The organism is Streptomyces sp. NPDC048191, from assembly GCF_040652655.1.
GTDB lineage: Bacteria > Actinomycetota > Actinomycetes > Streptomycetales > Streptomycetaceae > Streptomyces.
This window is the reverse complement of sequence record NZ_JBEZMO010000003.1, coordinates 531,217-543,125: the sequence shown is the minus strand read 5'-3', so window position 1 is coordinate 543,125 and position 11,909 is coordinate 531,217. Positions and strand designations below refer to the sequence as shown.

Genomic DNA, 11,909 nt, shown 5'->3' with positions numbered 1-11,909 from the left:
GGGTGCCTCGCCCGGAGGGCGCGGGCCCGTGTGGCGGGGCCGCATCGATACGCGGCCGTAGGGCGGCCCCGTCCGTCTCCGGCGTGAGCCGGCGGGCGGGACGCGGTGTGCGTCCAGGCCGGCGGTTCGCCGCTCACACCGGCCGACGCCGATGAGCAGCGCTGGTGGGGGCCGGTCCGGGGGTCCCTGCCGTGGGGGGGTGCGGGTTCCGGCTGGTGCGGTGGGCCGCTGCCGTTCGCGTCCGCCCGGCAGCCGGGCTCCCGGGCCGCTTCGGGAGACGCTCGGCCACGGCCACCGTCCCGTGCGCGGCGGGCGGTCCGTACCCGTGCCGCGGGCCACCCTCGCGGTACCCGTACCCGTCGTGGCCCTGTGCTGGGCGGCCGTAGCGGACCGTAACCCCGCTGGCCGGGACCGCGCCCGCGCTGATCGTCGGGGGGAGCGGTGGTTATGGAGGGCGTACGGCGCGTGGGCGACTTGAACCTGGTCCGGACCCGGACCCGGACCCGGACCCGGGCGTCGGCGTGGCCGGCCCCGCGGTGGTCCCGCGCCCGGTCGGGGCTGTCACCCCGGGAGTCGGCCTCCGGTTCGCGCCGGGCCCGTGAGGCCCGGCGGGCGACGGTGGTCAGGTCTCCGTGCGGTACATCAGGTCCGTCTCGTACGTGCTGAACCCCAGCCGCTCGTACACCGACACCGCGGCCTGGTTGTCGGCGTCGACGTAGAGCATCGCGGCCGGCAACTGCTGGCCGGCCAGGTGGCGCAGGCCGATGGTGGTGAGGGCCTTGCCGAGGCCGCCGCCCTGTTCACCGGGGCGGACCCCGAGGACGTACACCTCGCCGAGCCCCTCCTCGGCGTGCACCTTGGTCCAGTGGAAGCCGATCAACTCCCCGCGTCGCTCGGCGAGGAAGAACCCGGCCGGGTCGAACCACGGCTCGGCCTTGCGGTCGTCGAGGTCCCGCTGGGTCAGTGAGCCCTGCTCGGGGTGGTGGGCGAAGGCGGCCGCGTTGACCGCGAGCCAGGCGGCGTCGTCCTTGCCGGGCACGAACGTGCGCACGCTCACGCCCTCCGGAAGCACCGGGTCGGGCAGCTGAAGGTCGGTCAACGGCCGCCGCATCTGCCGCAGTTCGCGGAACAGGGTCAGACCGAGCACCTGGGCGAGATGCCGGGCGGCGGAATGCCCGCCGTGCGCCCACACCCTGAGCCGCTTTCCGGAGGCGGCGAGCAGCGCCGAGCCGAGCGCCCGGCCGTGCCCCTGCCCGCGGTGCGCGGGGTGGACGACGAGTTCGGCGGCCGGTGCCTCCACCGGGTCGGTGTCCTCCAGCTGGGCGTACCCGACGAGTTCGCCGTCGACGGTCAGCAGCAGATGCGAGACGCCCTCGCGGGCTCCTCCGCGCAACTGCAGCCGGCCCTGCTCCGACACCGGCTGCTGCCCGTCGACCCGGCCGGCCTCGGCGACCAGGGCCAGTACGGCCTCCACCTGGTCCGGGGTGAGCGTGGAGCGGGTCTCGATGGAGCGGGTGGGGAAGGCCCGTACGGTGTCGTCGCTGCTCATGCGTAGAGGGTACGGCAGCCACCCCGTAAAACCCATGTGAATGGCGCCGTGGTTCCCCGAAATGCTTGTGAATTGCACCGGGCTCTTTAATTGAGGTCTCACCGGAATTGGCTTTTTGTGGCTCGCGATTGCCGTAATGTTTTCCGTGTCGAAAGCGAAAGGCGCGGACGGCACCGAAGAGAGACCGAAGGGAGAAGGAAAAGCCATGAGCTTCCACAGGATCGTCCCGGTGAAGAAGGCCCGCAAGCCCGCCCCGGACCCGAAGCACCGCAAGCACGAACCGAAGAAGCGCCAGCCCAGGCGCCCGGTCGGCCACGAGTAGGCATCCCCGTAATCGCGCGGCAAGCGCAAGGCGAGTCATTGCCAGGAATCAGGAGGGAAATTCCATGTCTTTCCACAGGATCGTCCCCGTCAAGAAGCACCGCAAGCCCGCTCCGGAGCCGAGGAAGCGGGCGCCGAAGAAGCCCGCGCCGCGCCGTCGCCCGGTCGGGGACAAGGGCTGAGTCAGGCCGCTGTGAGGCGGGGTCACCGGTTACCGCGTGGTCGTACCGGTGGCCCCGCCTCGGCCGTGTTCGAGGATGCTGGACCCCGGCGGCCCCGGCCGTGTCCACAGCTGTGGAAAGGAGTTGCCGATGCTGAGGGAAGCGCGCGAGGCCTTCCGCCGGTTCTGGCCGCTGACGCGCGGGGACCGCAAGTGGCTCGGGGTGATCGTGGAGTGCGTGGTCGTGTTCGCGCTCGCCGAGACCGCGGCGATCCTGCTGTTCGCCCAGCTGACCGACCACGCCCTGAAGGCGGGCAGGCTCTCCGCCTTCTGGGGACCGGCCGGCGCCTGGCTCGGGGTGGCCGCGCTCGCCGCGTTCGTCGGCTACCTCGGCAACTCCCTGGCCACCTGGACGGCCGAGAGATTCGTACTGCGCCTGCGCGCGGCCGTCTTCCGTCATGTCCAGGACCTGCCCCCGCACTTCAGCGGCACCGCCGGGGCGACCTGGTAGAACGATTCACGTCCGGTCTGGACGCGGTCGCCGCCCGCCAGGTCGTCCAGCCCCTGCGTCGCCTGATGTCGGGCCGTACGACCATCATGATCACCCATGACCTGTCCCTCGCCCCCGACGCCGACCGCATCGTGGTCGTCGACCGGGGCCGGCTCGCGGAGACGGGCACGCACCGGGAACTCCTCGCGCGGGGCGGCGTGTACGCCCGGCTGGCCCGGCCGCTGCCGGAGGCGATGACGGCACCGGCGCCGGGCGGCGACGGCACGATGCTCCTCAGGTGGTGACCACCCGGGCGCCACCCTCTGTTCCACGCGGGGTCCCGTCGGGGCGGGGTTCGGTGAGGAGGGCGGGCCAGTCCTGTGCGGCGGCCCAGGCGCTGAAGGTGTGCCAGCCGATCTCGGGGTGGGCGCGGCGCAGGGCGGCTGTGTCGACGTCGAGGCCGGTGGTGGTGAAGTACGCGAACATCGCCGCCAGGTCGGTGGAGTGGGTGCGGACGATGTCGAGGGCGACCTCGTGGTGGGTGATCGGGCGGCGGGTGACGGTGGTGAGGGTGGCCGCCATCTGCTCGGGGGTGCAGGTGTCCGAGGCGATGTCGACGCGCCGGCCCACGAATGCGGAACGGCGCCCGAAGGCCAGCGCGGCGAACGCGCCGATGTCGGCGGCGGGGATGAGGGCGAAGGGCCGGCCGGCGGGCATGGGCCAGCCGAAGACGCCCTCGCGCAGTCCGGCGAGCGTCCAGCCGTCGGTGTGGTTGTCCATGAACGCGGCCGGGGCGATCACCGTCCAGGGCACGCCGGACGCGCGCAGGTGACGTTCGATGAGGTGCTTGCTCTCGTAGTGGGGGATGCCGGTGCCGCGGTCGGCGTGGGCGGCCGAGGTGAGGACGACGTGTCCGAGGCGGGCGGCCGCCGCGGCGTCGACGAGGGTCCTGCCCTGTCGTGTCTCGGTGGTGGTGTCGGTGCCGAACGGGGTGGTCACGGCGAAGAGCGCGTCCGCGCCGGTGAGGGCCGCGTCGAGGGAGGCGCGGTCGTCGAGGTCGGCGCGGCGGACGTCGGCACCGAGCGCGCGCAGGGCGGTGGCGGCCGGTGCGTCCGGGGTTCGGGTCAGGGCGCGGACGTGGTGGCCGGCGGCGAGGAGGGCGCGGGCGGTGGCCCCGCCCTGCGCGCCTGTGGCGCCGGTGACGGCGACGGTGAGCATGGGTGTCCCCCTGGAAGCTAGGATTCCTGCGTAACGCATTAGCTGCGTCACGCAGGAGAGAGTAGCGCGAGTTTCGCTGCGCCGTGCAGCGATTTTTGGAGGCGAGCCACGTGACGGACGGGACAGACCCGCGCCGCGCCCGGCTGTACGAGGAGTTGTCGACCGAGTCGCGTCGCTATCTCGCGTCGTACGTGCTGTTCAACCAGGCCGTCGCCGACCACCTGGGGCTGCACCCCACCGACGTGCAGGCCCTGAGCCTGCTGACCGCCGAGCCCGAGCCGCTCACGGTCCGGCAGATCGCCGACATGACCGGTCTCACCACGGGCTCGGCCACCCGGCTGGTGGACCGGCTCGAACGGGGTGGCTACGTGGCCCGCACCCCGGACGCGCGGGACCGCCGACGGGTGCTGGTCACCCCGGTCCCGGAGCGCGTCGCGCGGGTCACCGCCGTGTGGGACGAGCTGGGCCGGACCTGGTCGCGCCTGTTCGACGACCACACCGAGGACGAACTGAAGGTGATCACCCGCCACATGCGCCGCGCGAACGAGCTGAGCCGTACCCAGATCGAGCGGCTGCGGGCCCTGCCGAAGCCGGACTGACCCGGCCGGTCCGCTCGGCCGGCCGGCCCGCCCCGGCCGGTCCCACCCCGACCGCTCCCGCTCAGCCCGTCAGCGTCCCGACCGTCTCGGGTGTCTCCGGCGGCGGTGTCGGGGCGCCCGGCAGGCGCACCGTGGCCACCGTGCCGCCGCCCTCCGCCCGGGACAGGGTGACCTCGCCGCCCGCCTGCTGGACCGTGCGGGCCACGATGGACAGGCCGAGGCCGGAGCCGGGCAGGGCGCGGGCGCTGGGGGAACGCCAGAACCGGTCGAAGACGTGCGGGAGTTCGTCCTCGGGGACGCCGGGGCCGTGGTCGCGGACGGTCAGCACACCGGAGGTCAGCCGCACGTTGACCGTGCCGTTCTCGGGGCTGAACTTCACCGCGTTGTCGAGGATGTTGACGACCGCCCGCTCCAGCGCGGCGGGCTCCGCCCGGACGTACCAGGGCTCCAGGTCCGCGGTGATGGTCAGCTCGGGGCCGCGCAGGCGGGCGCGGCGCAGGGCCGCCTCGACGGTGTCCTGGAAGGACACGACCTGAACGCGCTCGCCCCGCTGGCCCTCCGAGCGGGACAGCTCCTGCAGGTCGCCGATCAGCGCGGCCAGTTCCGTCATCTGCGCCTTCACCGAGGCGAGCAGTGCCTTGCGGTCCTCCGGCGGGAGGGGGCGGCCCGTCTCCTCGCTGCGGGTGAGGAGTTCGATGTTCGTGCGCAACGACGTCAGGGGCGTACGCAGTTCATGGCCGGCGTCGGCGATCAGCTGCTGCTGGAGGTCGCGGGAGCTGGCCAGGGAGGCGGTCATCGAGTTGAAGGAACGGGACAGGCGGGCCACCTCGTCCTCGCTGTCGTCCTCCACCGGGATGCGGATGGTCAGGTCCTCGGTCCTGGCCACGTGCTCCACGGCCTCGGTGAGCTTGTCGACCGGGCGCAGGCCCGCACGGGCGACGGCGAGGCCCGCGGCGCCGGCGCCGACGACTCCTATGCCGGAGACGAGGAGCAGGACGAGGGCGAGGTCGTTGAGGGTCTTCTCGGTGTTCTTGAGCGGGATGGCGACCTGTACACCGATGTTGGGCCCGCGTGCGCCGCTCGTGGTGGAGGTGGGCAGGAGGGGGCGGGTGAGCACGCGGAGCTCGTTGCCGTCGGCGTCGGTTCCGTTGCGGAAGTAGATCTTGCTGGCGAGGGCCTTGATCTCCGCCTTGTCGGCCTCGATGACCTTGATCTTGCCCGAGGCACCCCCGATGAGGCAGACCTTGCCATTCTCGGTGACCAGCTGGGAGTACCTGTCCTGGAAGAGCCCGCCGGGAGTCGGTGTGTCGGTGCAGTTGCTGAGGGAGAAGTTCAGCTGGTCGAGCTGGCCGGCGCCGCGCAGCGACTTCTGCAGGTCGTCGTCGAGCTGCCCGTACAGCTTCCCCTGCACGATGAACCAGCACGTCATCGAGACCGCCGCCACCGCGAACGCCACCGCCGCGGCGACCAGCATCGCCAGCCGGGCCCTGATGGGCAGGGACCGGTAGCGCCGTAGCAGCCTGCTCACTCGGCGCCACCCTGACGCAGGACGTACCCAACGCCCCGCACCGTGTGCACGAGGCGCGGCTCGCCGCCGGCCTCGGTCTTGCGGCGCAGATACATGACGTAGACGTCGAGGGAGTTGGAGGAGGGCTCGAAGTCGAAGCCCCAGACCGCCTTCAGGATCTGCTCCCGGGTCAGGACCTGGCGCGGGTGCGCCATGAACATCTCCAGCAGCGTGAACTCCGTGCGGGTCAGTTCGACCTGCCGGCTGCCGCGCGTGACCTCACGGGTCGCGAGGTCCATGCGCAGGTCGGCGAAGGTCAGCGCCTCGTCCTCCTGGGCCTCGGCCGACACCGCGGCCGCGTAGGAGCTGCGGCGCAGGAGCGCCCGGATGCGGGCGAAGAGCTCGTCCAGCTCGAAGGGCTTGACCAGGTAGTCATCCGCCCCGGCGTCCAGACCGGTCACCCGGTCGCCGACGGTGTCGCGGGCGGTGAGCATGAGGATCGGGGTGGTGTCGCCGGCCCCGCGGATGCGGCGGGCCGCCGTCAGGCCGTCCATGCGGGGCATCTGGATGTCCAGGACGACCAGGTCGGGCTTGTAGGCGGTGGCCTTCTCCAGCGCGTCCGCGCCGTCCACGGCCACCTCAGTGTCGTACCCGTCGAACGCGAGGCTGCGCTGGAGCGCCTCGCGTACCGCCGGCTCGTCGTCGACGATCAGGATGCGCTGGGGGTCACGGTCGCCTTCGGCGGGGCTCATCGCTCGCGGTTCCTCGGGGTGCGGTGGGTGGGACGGACGGACGCTTCTCAGCCTGCCACGACCACCTCACTGACCGGCACACCTGCGAGGTCCGGCCGGGCGGTCGGGCCCGGACGGGGGGCTGGTTCGGCGGTGGGCTGTGGGCGGGGACGGGTTCCGGGCGGGGTGGCTGGTACGGGGGCGGCGTCCGGGCGGGGTGGCTGGTACGGCGGTCGGGTCTGTCTGGACGGGGTGGCTGGTACGGGGGCGGGTTCCGGACAGGGTGGGTTCCGGACGGGGCGGCGGGGGTTCGGACGGGTTCGGTTCTGGGCGGGGCGGCCGGTACGGCGATGGGCTCCGGACGGAGGTCGGCTCCGGACGGCGGTCGCGCCCGGCCCCGACGGCGATCAGGGGCTCGACCGGACTCCCCGCCCGGAAGGCGGTCGGACCCCGGCCCGAGGCCGTTCCCGGAGGCGGTCGGTCGGGCCCAGGCCCGAAGCCCGCCCCGGAGGGGAGCCAGACCCGGACCGAACCCGAACCCGGACCCGGCCTCGGGGCCGGGTCCGGGCGGGGCGGGGCTGGGGGCGGCCCGGGAGGGGGCCCCAGCCGGTGGTCGGGTCAGGCGCGGACCGCGGTCAGGCGGTTCAGCGGGACCTTGCGGCGGTGGGTGCGGACCGGAGCGGTGCGCAGGCCCATCAGCTCCGGGAACGTCGTGACGAGCACCTCGGGTGCGCGGGGCGCGCGGGACACCTGCTCGGGCTCGCGGGGCGCCGGGATCGGCGTGTGCAGGGACCGGGTGACCGCGAGGGCCAGGGCGATGTCGGTGGGACCGCGGTCGGCGTTCTGGTGCGAAACCTTGGTGATCATGACGTACTCCCTGCTGACTGAGGGGTGAAGCGTTAGCTGTTGTGGCCCGCCCGCAGCTTGGCGAGGTCGGCCTTGACCGTGTCGATCGGGATCGCGAAGCCGAGGCCGATGCTGCCCGCGTCCGAGGACGAGGAGGACTGCTGGCTCGACGAGTACATCGCGGAGTTGATCCCGATCACGTTGCCGCTGGCGTCGATCAGCGCGCCGCCGGAGTTGCCGGGGTTCAAGGACGCGTCGGTCTGGATGGCCTTGTAGGTCGTCGTGGACGAACCGGTGTCGCCGTTGAACTGACGGCCGCCGAATTGGAACGGCCACTGGTCGTCGCCGCCCTGGCCCTGGCTCTCGTCGGTGGAGACGGTCACGTCCCGGTTGAGGGCCGAGACGATTCCGCTGGTGACGGTGCCGGTCAGGCCCTCGGGGGAGCCGATCGCGACGACCGTGTCGCCGACCTGGACGCCGCTGGAGCTGCCGAGGGACGCGGCCCTCAGACCGGAGGCGCCCTGCAGCTTGATCAGCGCGAGGTCCTTGGAGCTGTCGGTGCCGACGACATCGGCGGTGTAGCTCTTGCCGTCACTGGTGCGCACCTTGATCGACTGCGCGCCGGAGACCACGTGGTTGTTGGTGACGATCTCGCCGTTCGACGAGACGATCACGCCGGAGCCGGTGGAGGAGCCGTTGCTGAGGGTCGCGTTTATCTCGACCACGCTGGGGGTGACGGCGGACGCGATCGCGGCGACGTCGCCCTTCTTGCTCGACGGCACCACGGGGGTGCTCGTCCCGGCGGTGGCGACCGTGTCCTTGCCGGTCAGCTCCTGGAAGCCGTACGCCGTGGCGCCGCCGACCGCCGCCGCCACGATCGCGACGGCCGCGAGGAGGGCGACGGGACCCCGGTTGCGCTTCCCGCGCGGCTCGGGGGCCGGCAGGGCGTCCGTCGCCGTCGGGGGCGCGTACGGCGGCGGGGGCGGCCACTCGGGGTTCACGGGAGCGGAGTGGCCCTGCTGCTGGGCGTACGTGCCCTGGGGGCTGTCGTACGTGCCCGTGCCCTGGGGGGTGCCGTACTCGTACTCGCCGCTGCGGCGGATGCTCTCGGTCATGCCTAGAAGCCTCCCCTGTGACCATGAGAGCTTCCTGAGTGCTCGCTGAGAAGCCCGGCAGAACCTCGTTTGCCCGATATAAAGACGCTCAGGGTACCGCCGAACGGAACGCCTCAGGCCTCGCAGCCGCAGGACGTCCGCACCACCAGCCGGGACGGGAACGTCTTCAGCCGCTCCCGCCGCGACCCCGCCACCCGCAGCCCGTCGTCCAGCACCAGGTCGACCGCCGCGCGGGCCATCGCCGAGCGGTCCGAGGCGACCGTGGTCAGGGGCGGGTCGGTCAGCGCCGCCTCCTTGATGTCGTCGAACCCGGCCACCGCCAGCTCGCCGGGCACGTCGATGCGCAGCTCGCGCGCCGCCCGCAGCAGGCCGATCGCCTGGTCGTCGGTGGAGCAGAAGACCGCCGGCGGCCGGTGGGGGCCGGAGAGGAGGTCCAGGGCGACGCGGTAGGCGTCGTAGCGGTTGTAGGGCGCCTCGAACAGGCGGCCCTCGGTGGACAGGCCCGCCTCGGCCATCGCCCGCTTCCAGCCCTCGACGTGGTCGGAGACCGGGTCGCCGACGGCCGGGGTCTCGGCCGTGCCACCCACACAGGCGACGTACTCGTAGCCGTGTTCCAGCAGGTGGCGTACGGCGAGCTGGGCACCGCCCAGGTCGTCCGTGACCACGGCGACGTCGTCGATGGCCTCGGGGCGCTCGTGCAGCAGCACCACCCGGGCGTCCCAGGCGTCGATCTCGGCGGCGGCCAGGTCGTTCAGCGCGTGGGAGACGAGGATCAGGCCCGAGACGCGCATGCCGAGGAAGGCGCGCAGATAGTGGACCTCGCGTTCACCGATGTAATCGGTGTTGCCGACCAGGACCATCTTTCCGCGCTCGGAGGCGGCCTGCTCGACCGCGTGCGCCATCTCGCCGAAGAAGGGCTGGCGGGCGTCCGGGATGATCAGGCCTATGAGGTCGGTGCGCCGCGAGGCCATCGCCTGGGCGACCCGGTCGGGGCGGTACCCCAGTTCCTTGATCGCCGCGAGGACACGCTCGCGCGTGGCCGGGGCGACCGGCCGGGGTCCGTTGTTGATGACATAACTGACGACGGCGGTGGAGGTTCCAGCCAGCCGTGCCACGTCATCCCGAGTCACCTTCGCCACGCGCGGAGTCTACGCGGATTGACCCGTTCTGGGCAGGGCGTATCACTGCTTGGATATGCGCAGGCGATGCCCCGCCCGAACGGCCGCCACACCTGTCCGGCGAGAACCCGTCGGTAACTGTCCGGAGTCAGGCGTCGGCGTGGACGTCGGAGCCCTCCCGGGCGACGGGCGAGTCCGAGTCCTCCGCCTTTGCCCGGTCCGCCCTGGCCTTGGCCTCCTCGCCGGAGCGGTCGGGCTTCTCGGGCGTAACGAATCGATAACCGACGTTCCGGACGGTGCCGATCAGCGACTCGTGCTCCGGTCCGAGCTTGGCGCGCAGGCGCCGTACGTGCACGTCGACCGTCCGGGTGCCGCCGAAGTAGTCGTAGCCCCACACCTCCTGCAGCAGCTGGGCGCGGGTGAAGACCCGGCCCGGGTGCTGGGCGAGGTACTTCAGCAGCTCGAACTCCTTGAAGGTGAGGTCGAGGACCCGGCCCTTGAGCTTGGCGGAGTAGGTGGCCTCGTCCACGGACAGATCGCCGTTGCGGATCTCCATCGGGGAGTCGTCGTTGACGATCTGCTGCCGTCCCATGGACAGCCGCAGGCGGGCCTCCACCTCAGCGGGACCGGCGGTGTCGAGGAGTACGTCGTCGATGCCCCAGTCGGCGGTGACGGCGGCGAGACCGCCCTCGGTGACGACCAGGATCAGCGGACAGCCCGGCCCCGTGGAGCGCAGCAGCTGACACAGGCTGCGCACCTGGGGCAGGTCGCGGCGGCCGTCGACGAGGATGACGTCGGCGCCCGGGGTGTCGACCAGGGCGGGGCCCTCCGCCGGGGCCACCCGCACGTTGTGCAGGAGCAGGCCGAGGGCGGGGAGCACCTCCGTGGAGGGCTGAAGGGCGTTGGTCAGGAGCAGCAGAGAACTCATACGTCTGGTTCCTCCTCGGTCCCCGCGAGGACTGTGCGGACGGGCACTGCTCTGCGATCCCGAAGGCCCCGTACACCCGCGGTTTCCCGCTTCGTATACAACGCTTCCGAAAGCACAAAAGGACCCGGGGGCTGCGCTGCCCGAGTCCTCTGCCCAGCAGAATAGCCCACATGAGGAACCGTTCGGCAGGTCAAGTGGCGCATTCCACCGTTCGTCCGAATCCCGAGACGGGCAGACGGGGCCCTACCCGGACGTTTCTGCGCACCGCCGACGGAATTCCGATCGATTCCGTATACGATCCGGGCGCGCTCGTATACGAAACCGGCCCGGACGCCTTCCGTTCGCCCTCCCGTGACCTGGTGTTCGTCGTCGCCCACGGGTTCACCGGGGACGTGGACCGACCGCACGTACGACGGGTGGCGGGGGTTCTGCGCGCTCACGGCGCCGTCCTCACCTTCTCCTTCCGCGGCCACGGGCGCTCCGGCGGCCGGTCCACGGTCGGCGACAAGGAGGTCCTGGACCTCGCCGCCGCCGTCGACCGGGCCCGCTGTCTCGGGCACGCGCGCGTGGCGACCGTCGGCTTCTCCATGGGCGGCTCGGTGGTCCTGCGGCACGCGGCCCTGCGCCCCGGTACGGCCGACGCGGTGGTCTCGGTCAGCGCCCCGGCCCGCTGGTACTACCGGGGCACGGCCCCCATGCGCCGGCTGCACTGGCTCGTCACCCGGCCGGAGGGCCGCCTCGTCGGCCGCTACGGCCTGCGCACCCGCATCCACCACCGCGACTGGGACCCGGTGCCGCTCTCCCCGGCGGAGGCGGTCCCCGGGATCGCTCCCACCCCGTTGCTGATCGTGCACGGCGACCGGGACGGCTACTTCCCTCTTGACCATCCCCGGATGCTGGCCGAGGCGGCCGGTGACCACGGGGAACTCTGGGTGGAGCCGGGCATGGGCCACGCGGAGCACGCGGCCGGCGACGGCCTGCTGGGCCGGATCGGGGAATGGGTGGCCGCCAGGGCGGGCTAGCCTGACTGCATTCTTATTTCTTTCTTGCTGTCGATTGAGGAACGAGATGCCCAAGGTCACGGTGCGCTATTGGGCCGCCGCCAAGGCCGCGGCCCAGGTCGCCGAGGAGCCGTACGACGCGGACACGCTCGCCGACGCGCTGGCCGCCGTGCGCGTGCGACACCCCGGTGAACTGACGCGCGTACTGCAGCGATGCTCCTTCCTCGTCGACGGCGACCCCGTCGGGACCCGCGCGCATGAGACGGTACGGCTGGCCGAGGGCGGCACGGTCGAGGTGCTCCCGCCGTTCGCAGGAGGGTGACGCG

Annotated in this window: 12 protein-coding genes and 1 pseudogene; 5 read left to right on the top strand and 8 right to left on the bottom strand. The window is 72.3% G+C overall.

Going from position 1 to position 11,909, the window contains the following annotated elements; all coding sequences use genetic code 11:
- Positions 1-622: 622 nt before the first annotated feature.
- Entirely contained in the window at positions 623-1,549 is a 927-nt protein-coding gene (gene mshD, locus AB0D93_RS08360; protein ID WP_362114949.1) for a mycothiol synthase, read from the bottom strand.
- A 632-nt stretch (positions 1,550-2,181) separates the two neighbouring features.
- On the opposite strand from mshD, the pseudogene AB0D93_RS08355 reads away from it, so the two are divergent.
- Both AB0D93_RS08355 and AB0D93_RS08350 read left to right on the top strand, forming a co-directional pair.
- Positions 2,182-2,570 (top strand): annotated as a pseudogene (locus tag AB0D93_RS08355) (ABC transporter transmembrane domain-containing protein); the annotation flags it as partial.
- A 36-nt stretch (positions 2,571-2,606) separates the two neighbouring features.
- Positions 2,607-2,825 (top strand): hypothetical protein, encoded by a 219-nt coding sequence (locus tag AB0D93_RS08350; RefSeq protein ID WP_362115129.1) that lies wholly within the window; start codon positions 2,607-2,609, stop codon positions 2,823-2,825.
- Here AB0D93_RS08350 and AB0D93_RS08345 read toward each other — a convergent pair.
- The gene (locus AB0D93_RS08345) at positions 2,815-3,738 is read right to left on the bottom strand and encodes an NmrA/HSCARG family protein (protein ID WP_362114946.1); all 924 of its coding nucleotides are present in this window, start codon (positions 3,736-3,738) and stop codon (positions 2,815-2,817) included. The genes AB0D93_RS08350 and AB0D93_RS08345 overlap by 11 nt on opposite strands.
- Positions 3,739-3,848: 110 nt before the next feature.
- Here AB0D93_RS08345 and AB0D93_RS08340 point away from each other — a divergent pair, with 110 nt between their 5' ends.
- A complete protein-coding gene (locus AB0D93_RS08340; RefSeq protein WP_362114943.1) occupies positions 3,849-4,337 on the top strand; it encodes a MarR family transcriptional regulator in 489 nt (162 codons plus the stop codon).
- A 61-nt stretch (positions 4,338-4,398) separates the two neighbouring features.
- On the opposite strand, the gene AB0D93_RS08335 is transcribed toward AB0D93_RS08340, so the two are convergent.
- The 6 genes from AB0D93_RS08335 to AB0D93_RS08310 all read right to left on the bottom strand — a co-directional run bounded on the left by AB0D93_RS08335 (position 4,399) and on the right by AB0D93_RS08310 (position 10,582).
- Complete coding sequence (locus tag AB0D93_RS08335; RefSeq protein WP_362114940.1) at positions 4,399-5,865, bottom strand: HAMP domain-containing sensor histidine kinase; 1,467 nt, start codon at positions 5,863-5,865, stop codon at positions 4,399-4,401.
- On the bottom strand, positions 5,862-6,596 hold the full coding sequence (locus AB0D93_RS08330; RefSeq protein WP_362114937.1) for a response regulator transcription factor: 735 nt from the start codon (positions 6,594-6,596) through the stop codon (positions 5,862-5,864). Before AB0D93_RS08330 ends, AB0D93_RS08335 begins: the two co-directional genes overlap by 4 nt.
- A gap of 597 nt (positions 6,597-7,193) precedes the next feature.
- Complete coding sequence (locus AB0D93_RS08325; protein ID WP_362114934.1) at positions 7,194-7,442, bottom strand: hypothetical protein; 249 nt, start codon at positions 7,440-7,442, stop codon at positions 7,194-7,196.
- A 32-nt stretch (positions 7,443-7,474) separates the two neighbouring features.
- On the bottom strand, positions 7,475-8,536 hold the full coding sequence (locus AB0D93_RS08320) for a trypsin-like peptidase domain-containing protein (protein WP_362114931.1): 1,062 nt from the start codon (positions 8,534-8,536) through the stop codon (positions 7,475-7,477).
- A gap of 113 nt (positions 8,537-8,649) precedes the next feature.
- On the bottom strand, positions 8,650-9,675 hold the full coding sequence (locus AB0D93_RS08315; RefSeq protein WP_362114928.1) for a LacI family DNA-binding transcriptional regulator: 1,026 nt from the start codon (positions 9,673-9,675) through the stop codon (positions 8,650-8,652).
- Between the two features lie 127 nt (positions 9,676-9,802).
- Positions 9,803-10,582, bottom strand: coding sequence for a response regulator transcription factor (locus AB0D93_RS08310; RefSeq protein WP_362114925.1), 780 nt, complete (start codon positions 10,580-10,582; stop codon positions 9,803-9,805).
- A gap of 170 nt (positions 10,583-10,752) precedes the next feature.
- On the opposite strand from AB0D93_RS08310, the gene AB0D93_RS08305 reads away from it, so the two are divergent.
- Together AB0D93_RS08305 and AB0D93_RS08300 are read left to right on the top strand one after the other, a co-directional pair.
- Positions 10,753-11,604, top strand: coding sequence for an alpha/beta fold hydrolase (locus AB0D93_RS08305; RefSeq protein ID WP_362114922.1), 852 nt, complete (start codon positions 10,753-10,755; stop codon positions 11,602-11,604).
- Between the two features lie 46 nt (positions 11,605-11,650).
- A complete protein-coding gene (locus AB0D93_RS08300; RefSeq protein WP_362114919.1) occupies positions 11,651-11,905 on the top strand; it encodes a MoaD/ThiS family protein in 255 nt (84 codons plus the stop codon).
- Positions 11,906-11,909: the final 4 nt, after the last annotated feature.

Bases quoted from the DNA above. Each gene is read 5' to 3' on its own strand.
- mshD (WP_362114949.1), bottom strand. From the start codon at position 1,549: ATGAGCAGCGACGACACCGTACGGGCCTTCCCCACCCGCTCCATCGAG.
- AB0D93_RS08350 (WP_362115129.1), top strand. From the start codon at position 2,607: ATGTCGGGCCGTACGACCATCATGATCACCCATGACCTGTCCCTCGCC.
- AB0D93_RS08345 (WP_362114946.1), bottom strand. From the start codon at position 3,738: ATGCTCACCGTCGCCGTCACCGGCGCCACAGGCGCGCAGGGCGGGGCC.
- AB0D93_RS08330 (WP_362114937.1), bottom strand. From the start codon at position 6,596: ATGAGCCCCGCCGAAGGCGACCGTGACCCCCAGCGCATCCTGATCGTC.
- AB0D93_RS08325 (WP_362114934.1), bottom strand. From the start codon at position 7,442: ATGATCACCAAGGTTTCGCACCAGAACGCCGACCGCGGTCCCACCGAC.
- AB0D93_RS08320 (WP_362114931.1), bottom strand. From the start codon at position 8,536: ATGACCGAGAGCATCCGCCGCAGCGGCGAGTACGAGTACGGCACCCCC.
- AB0D93_RS08310 (WP_362114925.1), bottom strand. From the start codon at position 10,582: ATGAGTTCTCTGCTGCTCCTGACCAACGCCCTTCAGCCCTCCACGGAG.
- AB0D93_RS08305 (WP_362114922.1), top strand. From the start codon at position 10,753: ATGAGGAACCGTTCGGCAGGTCAAGTGGCGCATTCCACCGTTCGTCCG.
- AB0D93_RS08300 (WP_362114919.1), top strand. From the start codon at position 11,651: ATGCCCAAGGTCACGGTGCGCTATTGGGCCGCCGCCAAGGCCGCGGCC.